Below are 21,174 nucleotides of genomic sequence, written 5' to 3'. Positions count from 1 at the left end.
CTCCATGTCATCCGGCTGACCGGCCGGTCGGTTTATCCGGTTCGCAGAATGTGTGGATAGCCGAATCCTGCCATCGCGCCGTCACCTGCTCCGAAACTTGAAAGGAATGGGCGTCGAAAGCCGCCTCGCTCAGATGGGCGACCAGTTCCTCGCCTGTCGCCGTAACAAGGCTGACCTGCACGAAGGTGCCCTGATATTCGATATCGGTAATTCTGGCGGCCAGACCCGCACCCGGTTCGCGGCTAAGTTCAAGTTTGTCGGCCCGTACGGCGAAGGCGCCGGACAAATCCCTGATGATATTGTGGCCGCCGATGAAACGCGCGACGAACTCGGTCTTCGGCGCGTTGAACACCGCGCGCGGATTGCCCTGTTGTTCGATTCGCCCGCCATTCATCACCACGACAAGATCGGCCAGAGCCATGGCCTCTTCCTGACCATGGGTGACATGAATGAACGTGATGCCAAGCTCGCGCTGCAGGCGTTTGAGTTCGGCCCGCATCTTTACCCGCAGGAAGGGGTCGAGCGCTGAGAGCGGCTCATCAAGCAGCAAAATCTGCGGCTCGGTGATCAGCGCGCGCGCCAAAGCCACGCGCTGCTGCTGCCCGCCCGAAAGCTGCGCCGGAAGGCGGCTGGCGAAGGGCGTGAGCGCCACCAGTTCTAGCAGTTCGGCCGCGCGCCGGTGGCGGGTCGCCTTGTCGGTTCCGCGCATTTTCAGGGCAAAGGCGACATTGTCGAGCACCGAGAGATGCGGAAAAAGCGCATAGGACTGAAACATCATCGCCGTGCCGCGCTTGGCTGGTTCCAGATCGGTGACATTGTGCGGGCCGAGGATAATGTCGCCGCTGCTGGCGCTTTCATGGCCCGCAATCATCCGCAGCGTGGATGTCTTGCCGCAGCCCGATGGGCCGAGCAGACAGCAATATGTGCCTGCGGGAATTTTCAGATCGATGGAATCCACCGCTGTAGTCGAACCATAAATCTTGGTCAGGGCGGCTAATTCCAGTGCGGCAGGCTTAACCATTCAGACTCTCAAAGCGTGTTTGTCCCGAAAGGCCCCGCAAGATCCGCATTTCTGACTATGCGGAATTCACGCGGGGCAAAGTTCATCCGCTTTGAAGCAATTGGCGTGCCACATGGCTTGGTTCTTGTTAAAATATTGATTTGATTTGGTAATTTAAAATTTCTCATTGCCGCGCGCGCTCATGGCGCGGTCAGGCGCAGAGCCGCGCTGTTCGGGGCGCTTAAAATTTTGCACTTGTCGCCATTTGACTGCCCGAATTGTGCGCAATCTGAACATTCTTTGGGTGTTGGCGCGCGTTTATGCAGTGCTGACGCAACGATAGGCGTGATGCGCGGGGCGGAGATGGCCGATATCCGGGAGGCCCGGGCGCAGGATCAGGTGCCTTGTCTTTCATCCGTCATCGGATAGGCCGGTTAAGCCGAAGAGGTTTCCCTGACCCTTGACGGATAAAGCCGGGGCTCGCGACGCCGACGTGCGGCTTGTTGAAATGGCCGCATTTGTGTAAGATGAACCGGTGATTTTGCTGCTGACTGTCCTTGATACCCAGCCAGATTTCTCGTGAGACAGGCAATTTATGGCCCAGACTGATTTCATTCATGCAGTTGATGTGGAACGGGTGCCCGATCTGATCCATCGCGTCCGTCGTCTGAGCTTTTTTGAGCAGCATGTTGCGCAGGGTATCCGCGCGATTGGCCGGCATGAGCATATGGCCGCAGCGCTTGACCCCAAGGTGGCGCCGCAGGTGTTCTGGGACTGGGTGCAATGCGTCGATGGCTGGAAGGGCTGTGCGCAGATCAATCGCCGGGATTATATTGCGTTCAGCGCGGGTTTGCTTTTCGACCATATGATTGCCCAAGATGCTGTCCGGGCGAATGTTTTGCCATCGCCCGAAGGGCTGTCAGGCGCCAAACTGGAAATCATCAGGTTCTGGCCTGCGGGCTTTGTCGCCATGTCCTATTGCATTACGGTTCTGGATACCGTCATCAGGCAGGAAGGGCTGGAGCCGTTCGTCGTCCAGCCTATTGCCGAAGATCTGAGCGCATGGTGGTCGATGCGCGAGAATATCATCGAGAATCCGGCTCTCGCGGTGCCCTTTTTCGACCTGTTCATCGGCAATGAGCCCAACTGGAATTCGCCGGATAATCCGTTCGAGCGCAAGGCGATCCGGGCGGCGGCCACTCCCGGCCGGATTCAGGCGCATTAGCGCCCCGATGTTTTTAGATGGAAATGCGCTGAGAGCGCTCCCTCTCCCCGCATGCGGGGAGAGGGAGCCGGTTCCGTTTAAAAGCAACAGACTCAAGCGCCAGCATTGCATTTATCTTTGTCATGTCCGCTGGACGGTTCAGGGCCGGCAAAAGGCGCATTAGCGCCTTGCCGCCTGACGCATCAGCCCAGAAATTCGGACAGCGTCTTCTTGGCGCGAGGGATCAGCGTCGAACTCATGCTGAATTCGGTCAGTCCCATTTCAATGAACCGCGGCAGGAGATCCACCCGGCCTGCCGCCTCGCCGCACATGCCAACCATGATTCCTGCGTCTGAACCGGCTTTGGCCGTCATGGCGATAGCCCGCATCACGGCAGGTTGGGCAACGTCGTTGAGCGCGGCAATGGTGGGGTTGAGCCGGTCCGCCGCCATCACATATTGCGTCAGATCATTGGTGCCGATGGAGAAGAAGGCGGCTTCTCGCGCCAGCTCCGGCGCGCTGAATACGGCTGCGGGGGTTTCAATCATGACACCCAGCGGAAAATGAGCGAAGGGTTTTTTTTCCGCGCGCAATTCCTCTGCGCAGATGTCCACCAGTTCTCTGGTGCGGCGCAGTTCCTCAAGTGTGGATATCATCGGCACCATGACCTTGATATTGCCGTAAGTCGCCGCCCGGAGCAGCGCGCGCAGCTGGATCTTGAAAATATCCGGCCGGTCGAGGCACATGCGCACGCCGCGCCAGCCGAGAAACGGATTTTCCTCCTCGGGAAACTCGATGCCCGCCACCGGCTTGTCGCCGCCGACATCGAGGGTGCGGATGATCACCGGATTGGGATCGAAGGCCTTGGCCAGAGCCGCATAGGTTTCGGCCTGCATGTCCTCGGTTGGCAGCACCTTGTGCCGCATGAACAGGAGCTCGGTGCGGAACAGGCCGACGCCCATCGCGCCAGCGGACAGCGCCTCGTCCATTTCTTCGAGCGAACCGAGATTGGCGGCGATCTCGATGACAGTGCCATCGGCGCGCCGGGGTATATAACCTGTAAACGCGCTCAGGCTCTCCCGATCGCGCCGGGCCGCGGCAATGCGCTCTGCGAATTCGGCGCGGATTGCCGGATCCGGATCGGGATGCAATGCGCCCGTGCCGCCGTTTATCGCCAGTTCGCGGGCCGTCCTGACCTCGCTGATCGCCTTGCCGACGCCCAGCACGGCCGGGATGCCATGCGCGCGGGCAATGATGGCAATATGCGAGGTGGCCGCGCCGCGGGCGCAGACAACACCGGCAATTTTCGACAATGGCGCGCCGGTCAGGTCAAATGCTCCGATATCCTCGGCCACAATGACGGAACCGGCGGGAATATCCGCCAGCCCGACTTCGCGCTTGCCCATGAGGGCGAGACAGATCTGCCGCCCGACGGACAGAACATCGTCAGAGCGAGCGTTGAAATAGCTGTCGTCCATCCGGGCGAACTGATCGGCGGTGCGCTCGGTGACAATATAGGCGGAAGAGAGAGCGTCGACGCCGTTGTTGATCTCGGCGAGGATTTCGCCGCGGATCATGTCGTCATCGGCAATATCGGCCAGTGCGGCAACGATGCTCCGGTCCGAGGCTGAAATATCGGGACGTTCGAGCGCGGCGCGCATGTGGCGCTGCACTTCGGCCATGGCGCTTTCAAAGCGCTTAACCTCGTCTGCGACATCCGAAGGCGCCAGCCGCCGGTGGCTCGGCTCGATCTTTTCGGGGAAATAGGGAAACACAGGCCCGACAGCCAGCCCTTCGCTGGCGCCGATGCCTTGCAGACCGGCAGGCGCGGCAGCCGTTGCAGGGGCGGGGGCCGAGGGCGTCGTCGCCTGAGCCGCCGGGGCTGTTGCTGCTGCCGGGGCTTCCTCTGCCAGACCCGAATCGGGGTGTTCAAGAAAGCCGATGAGCGCGGACATGGCGGCCTCGGCATCCGGGCCGTTCACCCGCAGGACAACCTCATCATTCTCCTTGACGGCGAGAAGCATCAGACGCACCGAGCTTTTGGCATTGGCGCTCTTTTCGCTCAGAATGATGTCAACCTCGCTGGTGAACGACTTCGCCAGTTTGACGAAGCTTGTAGCGGGGCGCGCGTGCAGGCCATCTCGCACGCGAACGATTGTTGACCGTTCCATTGTTCGAGCTTTCAAATTAACGCTTCCCGCAGGGGGAAGACAGTTCATGCGATGCTGATGGTGTTCCCAACAGAAAGATTGGCGATCAATATCTCGCCATCAAGATGTGTCGCGCAAATTTCGCCGGGCCGATCCGGCTGAGCGGCATTGTTGAAATTGATCACGACATGGCCGATTTCACGCACCTTCTTCCAGGCGGCGGGGCCAACGGCGGTGATCCGGCTTTCGAGATCGCCGATCCGGATGATGTGGCCGGGCGCCGGGTCGCTTTCGCTCGCCAGTGTTTCCACGGCATGCAGGACCGATACTTCAGCCAGCTCTGGCGGCGCGCCCTCGGCGAACAGGATGAGAATGCCGTCCTGGGCGAGAAGGCCGACTTCAGGGCCGATTTCGGTAATCCGGGTCTTGAACAACATTTCCGTTACTCTCAGGTGAAGCGCCCCAGGACCAAGGTCAGGGGCGGCGCTCTAAATGAATGGGCGGCCGGGCCCCGGCCCGGCCGCCCATAGCGTCAGAAGACGATCAGGCTCACGACCCAGGCGATGAGAACCGAGACAGGTCCCATGATCTGGCGGCTGATGAGCACGGCGGGCACGCCGATCTCGATGGTCTTGGGTTCGGCTTCGCCCAGCGCGAGGCCGACGGGCACGAAGTCGCAGCCGACCTGCGTGTTATAGGCAAACAGCGCCGGCAGAGCCATGGCCGGAGCGATGGTGCCGTTGGCGATCTGCGGGCCGATGATCGCCACGCCGATAACCTGCGCAATAACCGCGCCTGGCCCGAGGATGGGCGACAGGAAGGGCAGGCCGCAGATTGCCGAGATGACAAGCAGGCCGAAGATGTTGTTGGCCAGCGGTCCCATCGGATGCGCCAGCAGATCGCCGACACCCGTATACAGGATAAGGCCGATCAGCATGGTCACGAAGGCCATGAAGGGCAGCACGTTGCGCACGAGCTGGTCGATGGAGCGGCGGCCGGCATTGAAGAAAATGCCCACCACGCGTCCCATGACGCGGCCGATGCTGGCGATCAGCGCCACTACGCCGCTGTCATTGCCATTCGTCGGCGCGCGCGAAGGCGCAGGCTTGGCTGCTGCCGGCGATGTGCTGGCGGATGTGCCGGCCGTTGTCGGCGCTGCCGAACCGTCGGCCATCTCGACATTGTCCACTTTCACGCCAGAGACATAAATGTCCTCGACGATGAACTGGGCGAGCGGACCAACCTGCCCGACGGGCGTCAGGTTGACGGTCGGGATGCGCTTGCGCGGATAAACGCCGCAACGCGCCGTGCCGCCGCAATCGACAACCACAACGGCCATTTCGCTTTCGATCGGCGGCATCTTGAAGCCGTCAACGGCCTCTGCACCGGTCATATCCGCGATTCTCTGGGCAACGGGATGAATGCCGCCGCCAGTCACCGAAACGATCTTGCTGCGCTGGTCGGTCGGTTGAATGACAAGTGGGCCTCCCCAGCCGCCGCGGCCCTTGGAGATCTTAACTGCTTTATATTCTTTTGACATGTTCGTCTTCCCCCTTAGACCTTAGAGCTCAACGCCCTGGCGGCGAGCCAGAAAAGCCGTGATCCGTTCTGTCAGCATGCCCTTCAGCAGGATGACAATCAGACCGACAATGGCGTACCAGAGAGCCACCTGAATGTGATAGCCCTGGTGGACGGAGCCGTTCTTTTCAAGTTCGAGCAGCGCCACCAGCACACCGCCCCAGACGAAATATTCACCCGGATTGATATGCGGGAAGAGGCCGAGCGGCGGGTGCACATAAGACACTGCCGCATCGTAGAAGGCAGGCTTATGCTTTTCTTCAAGGAACGAACCGAAGGTGTAGGCCATCGGGTTGGTCAGGAAGAACACCGAAAGCACAGGCAGAACGGTGTAGCGGGTCAGTGCGGTCTTGCCCGCAGCGCGCGCAATGCCATGGACGCGCTCTTCGCCCACGAGGCCGGTCACGGCATAAAAGGCCGTCATCAGCACGACAAGCGTGGGAACAATGCCGGTGACGAAGCCGACAAAAACTTCGCCGCCCTTCTGGAAAATGCCGATGAAATATTTTGCGGCATTGGCCAGCCAGCCGACCTGAGTTTCCTTGCTGACGGTAGCCAGCTTTTCCTTGAACTGGTCGACGGTGATATTCTCCGCCACCAGAGTTACATGGGCCTCATGGCCGTTGCCCGTCGCATTGATTGCGTGGCCAAGACTGTCTGTCGCCATCTGCGCCGCGACAGGTAAGTGATGCAACGTGGCATCTGATAGATAAGTCACTAAATGCATTAATGCCATTATACTGCCTCCCCTTTTCCATCATTACGCCCCGAGTGTCTGGGGCCGCAATTCCGTTGAATCTGTTGATGTTTCCTTCAGGCGCGCAGCGCGTACGCGCTCTATCTGCTCGATGGCCTTGCCGAGAGCCTTTTTCATGCTGGCCGGGTAGCGTTTTTCTTCGGCTATGGTCTCGAGCCGGTCGAGGGCAACGCCCTCGAGTTCCGGGAATCGTTTAAATCTTGCGAGAAAGGTCATGCCGGTCATGATCATGACGCGCTGCGTGACAAGTTCGGGGGTGGTCACGATCACAGCTATGGAGCCGCGGGCCAGACGCCGGGGATCATGGCCCGAGCCGATATAGCCTTTCGAGAACTCGCGCTGCAGGCCGCCGGTAAGACGCGAATAGCCACGGACCTGAAACCACACGCCGACCGACTGGAGCGCCCAGAGGAATACCCAGGCGATTAAGATCACTTCCCATGCCGGCATTGACTTTTCCTACCCTGCTAAATCTAATTTTGCGTCGTTGCGCCCTGAACATTGTTTCTCAATAAGATAAAGATGTACATTTGATTTTTTTAGAGTCAATATGTTTGCGATGATTTTTCCACTGGATTGAAATATTGATCCGAACGGCTGTCAGAAGACAGGCGCCGGGGAAGCGTGGTTGGGTATGTGCTGATGAAGGCCGACTCGCTGCTGTTTCCGATTGGATCAAGGAGGAATGGATGCGTCTGGACGGCTTGTTGATTTTTGATTGCGACGGCGTGCTGGTGGACAGCGAGCCGATGTCGGCTCAGGCTTATCTGCAGGTCTATGCCAGGCGCGGCATGCAGGTCTCTCCGGAAATTTTTGCCCAATGCATCGGGATGAAACAAGCCGACATCATCGCCAGAATCCACCAGCTCACCGGACATCTCTTGCCGGCTGAACATCATGCCGAAATATGGACCGAGACGAAGACGCTGCTCGAACAGTTCTTGCGGCCGACTTCTGGTCTCGTCGATTTTCTTGAGCAGCACGAGGGCGCGCGCTGCGTCGCCTCGTCCTCGTCGCCGGAACGTATCGAACTGAGTCTGGCGGTCGCGGGGCTGCGCCCCTATTTCGCAGATGCAATATATAGTTCCACCATGGTGCAGCGCGGCAAGCCTGCGCCCGACCTTTTTCTGCTGGCTGCGGAAAAATCCGGCTTCCAGCCACGTGAGTGCGTGGTGATCGAGGATTCGCCGCTTGGCGTTCAGGGTGCGGTCGCAGCGGGCATGCGGGTCATCGGCTTTCTGGGCGGGGAGCACATCAGGCATGGGCATGACCAGCTTTTGCTTGATAATGGCGCGCACGCGGTTTGCTCCAGTTGGTCCGAGGTGATCCGCGAGTTGATGATGTGATTGGAAGTTGCAATCTGCAACCTTTTTTCCACGCAATTAACCGGTTTGTTCATTAAGCGCCGGATGAAATTTGAGAATTTTGCCCATCGCGCGCCCCCGCGTCGAGCCCGCGCTGCGCGTGAACTGCCGGCGGTAAGTTTGCTCATGGCTTTGCAGAGCGGCGCCGGTCACGATATTTTTGGCCAAATTTAAAACAAAATGATTTACAAAAATACAAATGTACAGTATGGTCATATGGATTTCTGCAGACAGGTTATATAGGAGGGAGCATGGCTGGCATTTCTCGGGTTGGATTTTCGACCGACATTCTGCGTTATGCGGATGCACACGGGCCGATCACGGTTGGTCTGGCAGGCACGGGTCAGATGGGCACCGACATTGTCGTTCAGCTTTCGCTGATGCCCGGCGTGCGGCTCGGCGCAATTTCCGAGGTGCGTCTTGATGCGGCGCGTGATGCGGTGCTGCTGACGGGGCGGGCCAACGGCGACATTGCCGAGGCAGGCAGTGCGTCGGCCATCGATGCCGCCATTGAAGCCGGCAAGGTGGCCCTGACCGGGGATTACCATGCTCTGTGCAGCGCCGGGCACATCGACGTCATCATCGACGCCACCGGCAATCCGAATATCGGCACGATGATCGCGCTGGAAGCGATGAAAAACGGCAAGCACATTGTCATGCTCAATGTCGAAGCCGACATCACCATCGGTCGTCATCTGCGCGAAGCCGCGCACAAGGCCGGCGTTGTCTATACGGGCGCCGCGGGCGACGAGCCGGCGGCGACGCTCGAACTGATCGGCTTTGCCCAGTCGCTGGGCTTCGACATTGTCGCTGCCGGCAAGGGCAAGAACAACCCGCTCAAATTCGATGCGACGCCCGACCAATATGAGGAAGAGGCCCGCAACCGAAACATGAACGCGCGCATGCTGGTCGAATTCGTCGATGGCTCCAAGACCATGATCGAAATGGTGGCGGTGGCCAATGCGACGGGTCTGGTGCCGGATGTTCCGGGCATGCATGGCCCGGCTGTCGGTCGCGACGATCTGGCTCAGGTTCTGTGCACCAAGGAAGATGGCGGCATTCTCAACAAGGCGGGCGTTGTCGATTATTCGATCGGCAAGGGCGTTGCCCCCGGCGTGTTCTGCATTGTCAAGCCGCGTCATCCGCGCGTCACTGAGCGCATGACCGATCTCAAGGTCGGCCCCGGCCCGTGCTATTCGATCCTGCGGCCCTATCACCTGACCAGCCTTGAGGTTCCGCTGAGCGCGGTGCGCGCCGTCATGACGAAGCGCCCGGACATGGAGCCGATCGAACGGCCCGTGGCCGAATGTGCGGCGCTCGCCAAGCGCGATCTCGTGCCCGGCCAGAAGCTCGGCAAGATCGGCGAATATGATTATCGCGGCTTTGCCATGACCTGGGCGGATGCGCGCAAGGGCGCCTGCGTGCCGCTCGGCCTCGCCGAATCCGCCATCGTGACCAAGCCTGTCAAGGCGGGCGAGCCGCTCACCTATGACAATTGTGCGCCGGACGAATCCTTCGTGATCACCAAGATCCGGCGTCAGATCGATCAGGCCGATGCCGTGAACTTCGCGGCCTGACCGCGCGGTTCCGGTTGCAGTTTATCCATTTCGGGAATGCGCACCATGGCACAAGCTAAATTACGTACCACCGCCGCGGACGGGGCCTCGGCTCCGGTGGCCAATCTTCCGCCGATCTATCAGCGTCTTTCGATCGCCGATCTCAAGGACGCTTTGCGCAAGATGCATCTGACGCGCCGCTTCGAGGAAAGCGCGGAAGAAGCTTATATGCGCGGCTTCATTCACGGCACCATGCACCTGTCCATCGGCCAGGAGGCGAGCGCCATAGGCATCTGCTCGGCGCTGACCGATGCGGACTACATCACGTCGACACATCGCGGCCATGGCCATTGCATCGGCAAGGGTGCCGAGGTCAAGCGCATGTTTGCCGAGTTTTTCGGCAAGGAAGACGGATATTGCCGCGGCCGCGGCGGCTCCATGCATATTGCCGATCCGCTGAAGGGCAATCTTGGCGCCAACGGCATTGTGGGCGGCGGCATACCGATCGCGGTCGGCGCAGCGCTTTCGGCCAAGAAGCGCGGCAGCAAGCAGGTTGTCGTGTCGTTTTTCGGCGACGGCGCCAATAACGAGGGCGCTTTCCACGAGGCGCTGAACATGGCCTCCGTCTGGAAGCTGCCGGTTGTCTTCGTCTGCGAGAACAATAATTACGGCATGTCGACCTCGACAGAGCGCTCCACGGCGGTGAAAAATATCGCAGACCGCGCCGCGGCCTATTCCATGCCGGGCGTGATCGTCGATGGCAACAGGTTTGCCGATGTCGCGGAAGCCGCGCATGCGGCCGCCGAGCGCGCCCGCGCCGGCGAGGGACCGACACTGATCGAATGCAAGACCTACCGCCTGCGCGGCCATTCCCGCTCGGACCGCAACCGCTACCGCACCAAGGAGGAGATCGAATCCTGGGCCAAGCGCGATCCGATTGCGCTGTTTGAAGCGGAACTGAGCCAGTTCGGCCTCATCGGCGCCGACGAAATCGCCGCCATCCGGGCCGGGGTCGAGACCGAAATTTCAGAGGCGATCGAATTTGCCAAGAACAGTCCTGCGCCTGCCGTTTCGGAGCTGACGCGCGACGTTTACACGACGGTTTGAGGACAAGATGGACAACGTTTCACGCGAATTGAGCTACGCCCAGGCGATTCAGGAGGCGATGGCCATCGCCATGGAGCAGGACGACCGCGTCTTCCTGATGGGCGAGGACATCGGCATTTACGGCGGCGCGTTTCAGGTGACGGGCGATCTCTTTCACCGTTTCGGGGCCGACCGTGTGATGGATACGCCCATTTCTGAACTTGGCGGCGCGGGCGTCGCGGTGGGCGCTGCGCTCACCGGCATGCGGCCCATATTCGAGTTTCAGTTCTCGGATTTCGCGACGCTGGCGATGGAGCAGATCGTCAATCAGGCGGCGAAACTGCGTTACATGCTGGGCGGCAATGTCTCCGTGCCGCTGGTCATGCGTTTTCCGGCCGGTTCAGGCACGGGCGCCGCAGCTCAGCACAGCCAGAGCCTCGATGCCTGGCTCGCGCATGTGCCGGGCCTGAAGGTGGTGCAGCCCACCACGCCGCATGACGCCAAGGGCATGCTGCTGGCCGCTGTTGCCGATCCGGATCCGGTGATGATTTTCGAGCACAAGCTGCTCTACAAGATGAAGGGCCCGGTGCCGGAAGGCCATTACACCGTGCCTCTGAACAAGGCCGAAACGCGCCGCGCCGGACGCGACCTCACCGTCGTGGCCACCGGCATCATGGTGCACAAGGCACTGGACGCTGCGGCGGAACTGGCGAAGGAAGACATCGAACTCGAAGTGATCGATCTTCGCTCATTGCGCCCGATCGATGTGCCCGCGATTGTCGCCAGCGTCAAGCGCACGCACCGGCTGCTGACCGTTTATGAAGGAGTCAAGACGCTGGGCATCGGCGCGGAGATCAGCGCCGCCATTGCCGAGAGCGAGGCCTTCGATTTTCTTGATGCGCCGATCGCGCGTCTGGGCGGCGCTGAAGTGCCGCTGCCCTATAATCCGGAACTGGAGAAGGCGGCTGTGCCGCAGGTCGCGGATATTGCCGCGGCGGCGCGCCGGCTGGCGAAGGGGCAGGTCTGATCATGGCCAGCGAGATTATTCTTCCACGCGTCGACATGGATATGGCGACAGGCCAGATTTCCCGCTGGTATGTGCGCGATGGCGAGGCGGTCGCCAAAGGGCAGGTCCTGTTCGAGATCGAGACCGACAAGGCCGCGATGGAGATCGAGGCGTCTGCTTCGGGCGTCCTTCGCGCCAGCGCGCCGACAGGCGTTCAGATGCCGGTCGGCAGCATCGTCGGCTGGATCGTGGCTGAGGGCGAGGCCTTCGAGGCGCCCGCCGCCGCTGCCATTGCCGCGGGGGCCGAAAGCGTTGCCGAGGAGAGCCCTGCCGCTGAAAGCAGCGCCGCGCAGGACATTTCCAGCGCACCCGTTCCTGCCACGGAAACGGGCAGCGAGATCCGCGCCACGCCGCTGGCCCGCAGGCTCGCCTCGCTCAAGGGTGTCGCATTGTCCGATATCGGGGGTTCCGGCCCGCGCGGCCGCATTCAAGCGGCCGATGTCGAGGCGCATGCCCCGGGGCGGCCTTCATCGCAGGCAGTCGCCGCATCGGCTCCAGTCGCCGCAGCACCGGCGCCGGTCTTGGTGCGTCGCGATAGTACCGCAGGCTCCGCCCTGCATAGCGTCTGGCTGCGCCAGGGGCAGGGCGATCCGCTTGTTCTTATTCATGGCTTCGGTGCCGATCTCAACAGTTGGCGGCTCCTGCTGCAATCGCTCCCCGGCGCACGTCCGGTGCTGGCGATTGACCTTCCGGGTCATGGCGGCTCGGCGCTTGGCGCTGTCGGCTCCATCGAGGACATGGCCGATGCCGTTGCCGCGGCCATTGCCGCGCAAAATTTGACGGCACTGCATCTTGTTGGTCATTCGCTTGGCGCCGCCATCGCGGCCAAGGCCGCCGAACGCATCCCCGCGCAGCTCAAGTCCCTGTTCCTGATCTCGCCCGCCGGGCTGGGTCCCGATATCAACGGCGCCTTCCTTGACGGCTTCTGCCGCGCGCGCAGCGAGGCGAGCTTGGCCGCCTGGATGCGCGAACTGGTCGAGGATCAGAGCACCCTCACACCGGTGATTGTCCGCGCTACGGCGGCGGGCCGGGCCGAAGGCGACGTCGCGGCCAACCATCAGGCCATTGCCGCTCTCCTGTTCCCCGACGGCACGCAGGCATTCTCGATCCGCGCCGATCTCGAGCGTCTGACGATTCCTGTCCGGGTTGTCTTCGGCAATCAGGACAGAATCATCCCGGTGCGTCATACCGCCGGCCTGCCGGGACATGTGGCCCTGCATTATTTTGCCGGTATCGGGCATATGCCGCATGTCGAGGCCAGAGACCTGCTGGCCCGCCTCATCGCACAAGCCTGCGGCAACTGAACAGGATCTGCGGCAGCCAGATATTTCTGCGGCAACTGGAATGCATCGCCTTCAGGCAGAATCGCCCCTCTCCCTCCGGGAGAGGTTTTGGGTGAGGGGAAGAAGCGCGCGTCGGCGGTCGTTTCCGCTTGAGCGCAGCATGTTCCGGCGTTCCCGCAGCGGATGAATATTCCCGGCGTTGGATTTTGCCGTTGCGATCCGGCGCGATTTGAACGAGGGTTGGGGAGAAGCCCGGCCTCTCCGGAAGCCGTGAAATCCGGCGACATTGCGGCCGGGCGATGAGGAGTTCCTTGTCACCATGATAGTTCGTGACCTGAAGATTCTGATCAAGGATACGGTACGGGGGGCGCGCTTTGCCGTGCGCCGTTCAGCCAATGCCGGGCTTATTCCCGAAACATTGCTGCCACCGGGCCTTGCCGATCTGGCGGGCGAGGTGGCGCGCACGCTTGACCGGGACATTTCCGGAATTCTCGGCGCAGGCGCGCAATCGGCAGGCGCGGCGCTCGCCGATCTTGCGGTGCTGGCGGCGGCGGAGGATGAAGGCCATTTCGAGGACCGCCTCGTGCGTGATCTCTATGCGCTGACCAAGGCTGTTTTCACTATTCTCGGCATAGAAAACGCCTTTATAGCCCAGCAGTTCATTGCCCGCATGGCAAAGCCGCTCTGGCTGTGCCGGGAGAGTGCCGATCCGTCGCAGTTCTTCGCCCATCTCGCACTGCAGATGCTCGCCGTCCGGCCAATTCGCATGATCGACAGCCCCGGCGCTGCCGGAAACGAAGCGCCCATAGCGCAAGTCAATGAATCCGTGGCTCTGGCTCTGGGGCTGGCCGCCACGGTTCAGGCCCGTAATCCTGACGCGCCCGCCGAGGCATGCCTGCGCAGCGCTGTCGAAACCGTCGATGCCGCTGGCAAGCGGTTTGCCGCCGCCCTGCGCAACAGCCAGAAGCCTGCCGCTCTCGCCGCTCTCTACAAGGATCTCGCGGCATTTCTTCCATAAAAGGAATCAGCGCCGCGCATTGGCTGGTTCAGGTTGCGCGCTCAGCTCTTCTCGAGCATCGAGCGCGCGGTGATCTCGTCGGTGACAAAAATATTCGGGCGCAACATCCGCATTCCGCCCAGCAACGCTGGCACCTTGTCGGCGCCGCCCGATGCGACGATGCGCAGCGGCACCTGCTGCAACTGCGCCAGAGGTACGCTCATCACCCGTTCGTTGAGCGGGTGATCCACGAGACGGCCATCCAGACCGTAAAAATTAAACAATATATTGCCCACCGCGCCGGCTGCCGCGAGACTTCTGCGGTCCTCCGGCGCGAAGAGGTCAAACAGGCCTGCCGTGGAATTGGCCGACAGGCTGCCGACGCTGAGGAGCACCGCATCAAGCTGCCGGGCCATTTCAAAAATTGGTCCTATGCCGCACCTCTCCACCAGCGCGGTCTTGGTCTGCTTGCTGTCAACCAGCGCCGGGGCGGCGATAAGATAGCAATCGGCATGAAACAGCCGCGAGAAGCGCCAGGCGAATTCCGCCGGATTATACTGCCGCACGGCGGATATTCCGCCCAGAAGCGACACCACCGTCAGGCCCTGTGCATCGATTTCGTCAATGAACGGCAGGCTGTGCAAAAGAGTCCGGCCCCAGCCGACGCCCAGCATCATGCCCGGCTTGATCAGTTCGCCCATCAATTCGCCAACGGCAGCGCCAATCGGCTGAGTAGGGTCCGCCTGCGCCGATGAGATGGGCACGACAAGCGCGCGGTCGATGCCGAAACGTCGTTCCAGCGCCGACTCGAGCTTTGCGAGATCGGCAAATTCCCGGCGCAGCGAGACACGTATCTCGTTCAGCGCCTTGGCCTCCGCCAGAAGACGCACGACCGTGACGCGCCCGATATCCAGAGCCTCCGCAATCGCATTCTGCGTCATTTCTTCGGCATAATACATCCATGCCACGCGATGCCGTAAAAGCGCCGACCTCCGGTTTGGCATTTCGCCTGCGCCGCCGTCATCTCCAGAGCGCCTTACCACTGTGCCTTTTACTCTCGCCATGCCGGGTTTCTTCCGATCTGAAATTTTCCATTATCCTGACAGGAATTTGCTGTCGCACAATCAACCATCAGTATCATACGCGCGATATGATTCGAGCGAGATTACTTTTGTCGATTCGATCAGAAACTCGCTGTCAGGGCAATTCTCCCTTGTTCCCGCAAGCCTTAGACATTGCTTCAGGAACGGTCAATTTCACTGGGATTATACCTTTGTTTAGAGTTTTGCTTCCCTGACGGGCGACGCTTCGCGGGCGAAGCGTCACGCCAATCTATGGGTTGGTTGTTTCCTTAAGTTCGTCATAAGCCGCGAGGGCCTTGCCGCCATAGACTGTGGCGGGGCCGCCGCCCATTTCTATGGCCAGTTCGATGGTTTCGACCACTTCCTTGCGGCTTGCGCCGTGCTTTATGGCGTTCTGCAGATGAAAGACGATGCAGCCTTCGCATTTTACCGAAATGGAAATGGCAACCGCCATCAGTTCTTTCATTTTGGCTGAAATCTCGCCCTCATGCGACGCAGACTTCATCAGTTGCTGAAACGAATTCATCGTTTCGGGCGCAGACTTGTGAAGCGCTATCGCCTGACGGCGGGTCTCCTGAGATAATTCCCTGAAATTCATGTCGCCTCCTGATCCGGCGCGCGCTCATGCGCGGTGCGGAGAGTCAAAAAGAATCAAGCAGCCTTGATTGTGTGAAGGGAAGGACGGTGCGGCGTCTTCTTCATGAAGTCCAGCGTTGCCTCAAAACTCTGGACACCGGCCTGCGAGCCGAGTCCGGTCGCGTTGAGCGCCGATGTTGCCTGAGCAAAGCGTACGGCTTGCTCCGGGTCCATGCCACGGCAAAGCGCCACGGCAAAACCGGCATCAAAGGCATCGCCGCAGCCGCATGTGCACCGCACGTCGATGTTGAATGCCGGAATGAGGAAGCGTGTGCCGTCCTGATGGTGATAATAGGCGCCATCGGCTCCGAGGGTGAAGATGCAGCACTTGACGCCCTTGTCGAGGAAGAACTGTGTCGTTCCTTCAAGATCGTCGCGCCCGGTGAGCGCATGCGCCTCTTCGATTGAGGGCATGAAATAATCCGTATAGGGCAGGACACTGGCAACGGCCGGCAGGTCGTCGCTCGATCCGGCAAAAATATCGACTGTCGTGATCGCGCCTGCGGCTTGCGCCTGCCGGGCCAGTTCGGCATTGCGCCCCTTGTCCATTTTGTTCATCAGGCCGACGCCGCCCAGATGCACCACGCGTGCGTCGATGACATCCGGCATCAGCGTGTCATCGATGTAAAAATCTCCGGTGGCGCCCTTCATGTGCAGCGCCGGGCGCGAACCGTCGGGGCGGGTGCAGACGATGGACGAGGATGTCCGCGCGCCCGGGATTTTCGGCAGGGCCGAGACATCGATATTGAAATCCTTGAGGCGCTGGAGCACCCAGTCGCCCATCAGATCTTCGCCAAGGCCGCCGACTGCCCGTGTTTTAAGCCCCATTTTGGCAGCGGCTATGGCCGCCGTTCCCGCCGCGCCGGAGACGGCCAGCGTCAGTTCATCGATGAAAAAAGTGCCGCCGCCCTTGGGAATATCCGTCACGGGCCAGCCAAGACAGTCGAAGGTGATGAAACCAATGGCTGAATAATCGAATTTCATAGCGGGTTCTCCTTGCGTTTCAGTTATGCGCAGCCGGGCCGGACTGATCGCCGTTCGGACCGGTTGTAGCGGGGGATGGGTTGAATTTATTCATTTTCTTCATGATCTAAAAGACAATTCCATGTCGTGAACGGGCCAGATCGAGCGTCTTGACGATTTCCGCCTGCAGGCGGATTTCATCCCAGTTCTGTGCTTGCGCCCCGATGCCGGCCACTTCGCGGATGACATCCGGCGTCAGCCGTCCGGACAGGGCGATATCGGTTCTGCGGAACAGCACATCGTCGAGGCTTGCCGCCAGTTCATGCCGGAAGATGAATTGCAGCTCGCCTTGCGAATAATCGGGCAGGGATGCGAGCGGAGCATCCGCCGCGCCGGAGCACCCCGCGGCGACCTCTTCGGCGCGCGTGCCATATCGGTCCAGCAGAAGTTCGGCGCGGGCCGCTGATTGCCCGGCCGATTGCAGCTTGCGCAGGAACGTGGCGCGGCTGGCGGCATCCTGAGGGTAGTTCCGGCCGCCGCCGATCGCCAGAAGGCGGGTCGAGGTCTTTCGGGGCATGCGGATGAACCGCAGAATATTATCCGCAGCCTCCTCCGCAAAGCCGCGGAATGTCGTCCATTTGCCGCCGATCAGCGAATGAACTGGAATGGTGGTGCCGGGCAGATGGTCGATCCTGATGGAATGATCGCGGCTCACCGCGCCCGGATCCGAGGCATCGCTGCGCGGCAACGGACGCACGCCGCAATAGGAATAAACGACATCACCGGTCGAGATGGACAGATGCGGGAACACCTCTTTCAGGGTCGCGAGCATGTAATCGCGCTCGGACATGTCGCAGACGGCAAGATCGGGATCATCGATGGGAATGTCGGTCGAGCCGACGAGCACCTGCCCCATGAACGGATACATGAGGCCGACGCGCCCGTCCGCCGCGCCAAAATAGATCATCCGGCCCTTCAGCGCGTCATGAAGCTTTCTGTTGTGCAGGATGAGATGCGAGCCCTTGTTCCCGCCCATGTAGCGGGTCGGAAGGCCGAGGCAGGTGTTGACCTTGTCGATCCAGGCGCCAGCGGCATTGACGACAATATCAGCCGTGACATGCACCGTTTCACCCGAAATCGCATCCTGCAGGCGCAGGTCCGCGCCCTCGCAGCCGGCCAGACGCATGTAATTGACGGCAAGGCTGCGCGGATTGGCGCGCATGCCGTCCAGCGCGAGTTCAAGCCCAAGGCGCTCGGCATAGGTGACGCGGGCATCGTAATAAGTGGCTGTAGCGACCACATCCTGAGCGATATCCGGAAATTCCTTTCTGGTCGCGGTGCGAAAACGCAGGCTGTGGCGCGGCAGCACGCGATGCCTGCTGCCGAAAAAATCAAACAGTTCCAGGCCGAGCTTGGTGATCAGCACGCCGCGGTCCGTCAGGCGCACCTTGCCGCCGAAAAAGCGGATGACGCTGGTCAGTATGCCGCCGAACCATGAGCGGATCGGCAGCACCGTTTCAATGGGCTTGACATAATGCGGAGCGTTTTTGAGCAGCAGATTGCGCTCCAGCGTCGATTGACTCACGAGGCCGAATTCGCCGTTCTCCAGATATTTTATGCCGCCATGGATCAGCCGCGAAGGCGCCGCGCTGGCGCCGGCGCAAAAATCTCCGGCGTCGATCATCAGGCAATCCACGCCCTGCGCCGACAGATCGCGGAATGTGCCCGCGCCATTGATGCCCGCGCCGATGATCACGACGCTGTAATGCGCCGCCGGAACCCGGTTGGACAGAAGCGTTGTGGGTGTGGATTGCAGCACGATGTCTCCGCCTCTTGGCTGGTCAGGAAATGATCGCAACCTTGATGGCGCTGCCGTTCTCAGCCATGGCCATGGCTTCGCCGATGGCGGGCAGTTCATAGCGATGCGTGACGAAGGAGGCAACATCCAGACGCCTGCCCGCGATCAGGTTCAGCGCCTGTTCGAAATGCAGCCGGCCAAGGCCGAAGGCTCCCGTCACCAGCAATTCGCTGTAGTGAATGAGGTTGATGTCCAGCGCCGCCTTGTCGCCGACCGAAAAACCGGCAAAGAGATTGACGCGCCCGCGCCGCCGCACCAGCATCAGCGCGGTATTGGCCAGCACCGGCACGCCGATCGCGACAATGGCGACATCGGCGCCGATGCCTCCGGTATTGTCCTTCACGATCTGGAGCAGATCCTGCGCGTTCGGATCAACCACGACATCGGCGCCTGCTGAAAGAGCAGCGGCGCGCCGTCCCGGATTGGGCTCGCTGACAATGACGCGCCCGGCCCCGGAAAAGCGCGCAAGCTTGACATGGAGAAGCCCGATCGGCCCGGCGCCAAGGATGACAACCCTGTCTCCCGGGCCGACCTGCGCATTGCGCTGGCCGTTGATGACGCAGGCCAGCGGCTCCGCCAGTGCCGCTTCCTCAAACGAGAGCGCATCGGGGATCGGATGCACATTGCCGCAGGCAATGGCCCGCGCGGGAATGCGGATATATTCGGCAAACGCCCCGTCGACCTCATATCCGATCGCCGTGAGATTTTCGCAGATATTCTCGTAGCCCCTGATGCAATACTGGCAGTGACAGCAGGGAATGGCCGGGTCGACGCAGACGCGCTGACCGCGCTTGTAAAGCGCATTGCCGTTGGTCTCGACAATCTCTCCGGCAAATTCATGCCCCAGAACCGAGGGGTAGCGCACGCCGGCTGTCTTGCGGCCGCGAAAAATCCGGATATCGGTGCCGCAGATCGTCGCTGCCTTAACCTTGAGGATCAGGTCGCCCGGCTCGCTCTTTGGATCGGGCAGGTTCAGGAATTCGAGAACATTCGGGGCCTGCAATACGCCAGCTTTCATATCAGTCGCTCCAATGTTCCGCCGTGTTATCCGTCATTTTGCCCCTCCAGAGGCAGCGGCCCCGATGTTTTTGTGTCTGGCCGCGCTGCCCGCGCGTGTGTGTTGAATCTGCGGCCTACGGAAGGCTTCCGGCGCATGGCTTTGATCGAAGGCGGTTCTTACATTTGTTTTGTTAAAAGTCAATATGTTTAGATATGAGACTTGCAAGAATTTTTAAAATCTGCCGGATTTTGTCCAAAATTTATAGAATTTGGAGCAATTTTGTAATTTTCTACGCAATAATCCGTAAATCGATAGAAATTTCGAGATATGTAGTTTTGATAAATTGAATTTTAAAAAATACAAATGTATTGACACTATGGTGCGTTTCTGGCATCAGAAGCCAACAACAGGGCCGGAGCCAACCGGTCGTTGTCCGATGATCTCTGCGCGGGAAGCTATCGAGAATAGCGCCCGGATGCGTTGAATGGCGCCCGGCCGGGGGAGGAGAGCGGACCTTGAAGTAAATAACCGGGCCTTGTTCCGGGGCTCGTCCAGAAGACAGTGTTCCCAAGGAGAATCTTAATGAAATCGCTTAAGTCCACCTTCATTTACAGCTTGTCGCTTACAGCCGGCCTTTTGGGCGCAAGCGGCGCTTTTGCCGCTGGTGCCGATCAGGGCGCTCTGATTCATCCGATCACCAAGCACCAGACGATTGTCTTCATCCCGAAGGTGATTCACCCCTGGTATGAAGTGGTCAAGGCTGGTTCGATGTTCGCGGCAGCGGAACTGAAAAAGGAAGGCATCGACGTTGAGGTTCAGTGGGATCAGCCGCCGCAGGCCGACGTCTCCGATCATAACCAGCGCATCGAGAGCAACATCACCAAGCATCCGGACGGACTGGCCGTCTCCTGCCTCGACCCTGCAACCAACGTTCAGATGCTGGACGAGGCCGTGAAGGCCGGCGTCAATGTCATCACTTTCAATTCGTTCTGCGCCGACCGTTTCGCCTTTGTCGGACAGAAGGATTCCTACCAGGACGGTTATGATCTCGCGGAATTTCTCGCCAAGCAGATCGGCGACAAGGGCGAGGTGGGCATCTTGTCCGGCAGCCTGACCGCGCAGGATCACATCCGCCGCATTCAGGGCTTCAAGGCCGCCATGGCCAAGCATCCCAATGTCAAGATCGTCTTCGAGCAGCCGGACAACGACGATCTCGACAAGGCCGTTTCGATCACTGAAAACGAGTTGCAGGCGCATCCCAAGCTCGTGGGGATTTTTGGCTGTAACGCCTCCAATCCGATCGGCGCGGCCCGCGCGGTCGCCAATGCCAAGCTGGCGGGCAAGGTCAAGATCGTCGGCCTCGACGACCTGCCTGAAACCATCCAGTTCATCAAGGATGGCGTCATCACCGCCACCATGGCGCAGCGCCAGTGGGAGCAGGGGTATTGGGCAGTTAAATATCTGGTGGCCAAAAACGAGGGTCACACCATTCCCATGGATCACGAGACCGGCTCGCGCATGATCACCCAGAGCAATCTGACAAATTGAGGCCGGGTTTTCCGATCATCCGGAACAGCTTTGATCTCATATGAGG

Annotated in this window: 19 protein-coding genes; 8 read left to right on the top strand and 11 right to left on the bottom strand. The window is 60.4% G+C overall.

The genetic code is table 11. The features are described from left to right. Positions 1-7: 7 nt before the first annotated feature. Complete coding sequence (locus tag AC0N03_RS14000) at positions 8-1,021, bottom strand: ABC transporter ATP-binding protein (RefSeq protein WP_474289432.1); 1,014 nt, start codon at positions 1,019-1,021, stop codon at positions 8-10. Positions 1,022-1,595: 574 nt separating this feature from the next. Between AC0N03_RS14000 and AC0N03_RS13995 the strand changes: the two genes are divergently transcribed. After that, complete coding sequence (locus AC0N03_RS13995; protein ID WP_474289431.1) at positions 1,596-2,225, top strand: hypothetical protein; 630 nt, start codon at positions 1,596-1,598, stop codon at positions 2,223-2,225. 182 nt (positions 2,226-2,407) lie between these two features. Here the strand turns inward: AC0N03_RS13995 and ptsP are convergent, their stop codons facing one another. From ptsP to AC0N03_RS13970, 5 genes are all read right to left on the bottom strand, one after another. Then, positions 2,408-4,375 (bottom strand): phosphoenolpyruvate--protein phosphotransferase, encoded by a 1,968-nt coding sequence (gene ptsP / locus AC0N03_RS13990; protein WP_474289430.1) that lies wholly within the window; start codon positions 4,373-4,375, stop codon positions 2,408-2,410. 44 nt (positions 4,376-4,419) lie between these two features. Beyond that, entirely contained in the window at positions 4,420-4,791 is a 372-nt protein-coding gene (locus tag AC0N03_RS13985) for a PTS glucitol/sorbitol transporter subunit IIA (RefSeq protein WP_474289429.1), read from the bottom strand. A 95-nt stretch (positions 4,792-4,886) separates the two neighbouring features. Continuing rightward, positions 4,887-5,894, bottom strand: a complete 1,008-nt coding sequence (gene srlE / locus AC0N03_RS13980) for a PTS glucitol/sorbitol transporter subunit IIB (RefSeq protein WP_474289428.1) — start codon at positions 5,892-5,894, stop codon at positions 4,887-4,889. A 21-nt stretch (positions 5,895-5,915) separates the two neighbouring features. Next, on the bottom strand, positions 5,916-6,599 hold the full coding sequence (srlA, locus tag AC0N03_RS13975; RefSeq protein ID WP_474289461.1) for a PTS glucitol/sorbitol transporter subunit IIC: 684 nt from the start codon (positions 6,597-6,599) through the stop codon (positions 5,916-5,918). Between the two features lie 93 nt (positions 6,600-6,692). Then, the gene (locus AC0N03_RS13970; RefSeq protein WP_474289427.1) at positions 6,693-7,139 is read right to left on the bottom strand and encodes a transcriptional regulator GutM; all 447 of its coding nucleotides are present in this window, start codon (positions 7,137-7,139) and stop codon (positions 6,693-6,695) included. A 239-nt stretch (positions 7,140-7,378) separates the two neighbouring features. Here AC0N03_RS13970 and AC0N03_RS13965 point away from each other — a divergent pair, with 239 nt between their 5' ends. From AC0N03_RS13965 to AC0N03_RS13940, 6 genes are all read left to right on the top strand, one after another. Beyond that, positions 7,379-8,035, top strand: a complete 657-nt coding sequence (locus AC0N03_RS13965; protein WP_474289426.1) for an HAD family hydrolase — start codon at positions 7,379-7,381, stop codon at positions 8,033-8,035. 269 nt (positions 8,036-8,304) lie between these two features. Then, entirely contained in the window at positions 8,305-9,630 is a 1,326-nt protein-coding gene (locus tag AC0N03_RS13960) for an NAD(P)H-dependent oxidoreductase (RefSeq protein ID WP_474289425.1), read from the top strand. 45 nt (positions 9,631-9,675) lie between these two features. Next, positions 9,676-10,716: a thiamine pyrophosphate-dependent dehydrogenase E1 component subunit alpha gene (locus AC0N03_RS13955; protein WP_474289424.1), complete on the top strand. Its 1,041-nt coding sequence runs from the start codon at positions 9,676-9,678 to the stop codon at positions 10,714-10,716. A gap of 7 nt (positions 10,717-10,723) precedes the next feature. Continuing rightward, a complete protein-coding gene (locus tag AC0N03_RS13950; protein ID WP_474289423.1) occupies positions 10,724-11,722 on the top strand; it encodes an alpha-ketoacid dehydrogenase subunit beta in 999 nt (332 codons plus the stop codon). Between the two features lie 2 nt (positions 11,723-11,724). After that, a complete protein-coding gene (locus AC0N03_RS13945; RefSeq protein WP_474289422.1) occupies positions 11,725-13,065 on the top strand; it encodes an acetoin dehydrogenase dihydrolipoyllysine-residue acetyltransferase subunit in 1,341 nt (446 codons plus the stop codon). Between the two features lie 298 nt (positions 13,066-13,363). Continuing rightward, entirely contained in the window at positions 13,364-14,062 is a 699-nt protein-coding gene (locus AC0N03_RS13940) for a hypothetical protein (protein ID WP_474289421.1), read from the top strand. A gap of 41 nt (positions 14,063-14,103) precedes the next feature. Here AC0N03_RS13940 and AC0N03_RS13935 read toward each other — a convergent pair whose 3' ends face one another. From AC0N03_RS13935 to AC0N03_RS13915, 5 genes are all read right to left on the bottom strand, one after another. After that, the gene (locus AC0N03_RS13935) at positions 14,104-15,105 is read right to left on the bottom strand and encodes a sugar-binding transcriptional regulator (RefSeq protein ID WP_474289420.1); all 1,002 of its coding nucleotides are present in this window, start codon (positions 15,103-15,105) and stop codon (positions 14,104-14,106) included. A gap of 268 nt (positions 15,106-15,373) precedes the next feature. Then, a complete protein-coding gene (locus AC0N03_RS13930; RefSeq protein WP_474289419.1) occupies positions 15,374-15,721 on the bottom strand; it encodes a carboxymuconolactone decarboxylase family protein in 348 nt (115 codons plus the stop codon). A 53-nt stretch (positions 15,722-15,774) separates the two neighbouring features. Further along, positions 15,775-16,743 (bottom strand): carbohydrate kinase family protein, encoded by a 969-nt coding sequence (locus tag AC0N03_RS13925; RefSeq protein ID WP_474289418.1) that lies wholly within the window; start codon positions 16,741-16,743, stop codon positions 15,775-15,777. A gap of 106 nt (positions 16,744-16,849) precedes the next feature. Next, positions 16,850-18,541 carry a glycerol-3-phosphate dehydrogenase/oxidase gene (locus AC0N03_RS13920; protein WP_474289417.1) on the bottom strand — a complete coding sequence of 564 codons (1,692 nt, stop codon included), beginning with the start codon at positions 18,539-18,541 and terminating at the stop codon, positions 16,850-16,852. 22 nt (positions 18,542-18,563) lie between these two features. Further along, positions 18,564-19,598, bottom strand: a complete 1,035-nt coding sequence (locus tag AC0N03_RS13915; protein ID WP_474289416.1) for a zinc-dependent dehydrogenase — start codon at positions 19,596-19,598, stop codon at positions 18,564-18,566. A gap of 564 nt (positions 19,599-20,162) precedes the next feature. On the opposite strand from AC0N03_RS13915, the gene AC0N03_RS13910 reads away from it, so the two are divergent. Further along, positions 20,163-21,128 carry a substrate-binding domain-containing protein gene (locus AC0N03_RS13910; RefSeq protein WP_474289415.1) on the top strand — a complete coding sequence of 322 codons (966 nt, stop codon included), beginning with the start codon at positions 20,163-20,165 and terminating at the stop codon, positions 21,126-21,128. Positions 21,129-21,174: the final 46 nt, after the last annotated feature.

The organism is Methylocystis sp. sgz306128, assembly GCF_056032725.1.
This window is presented reverse-complemented; position numbering and strand designations above follow the sequence as displayed.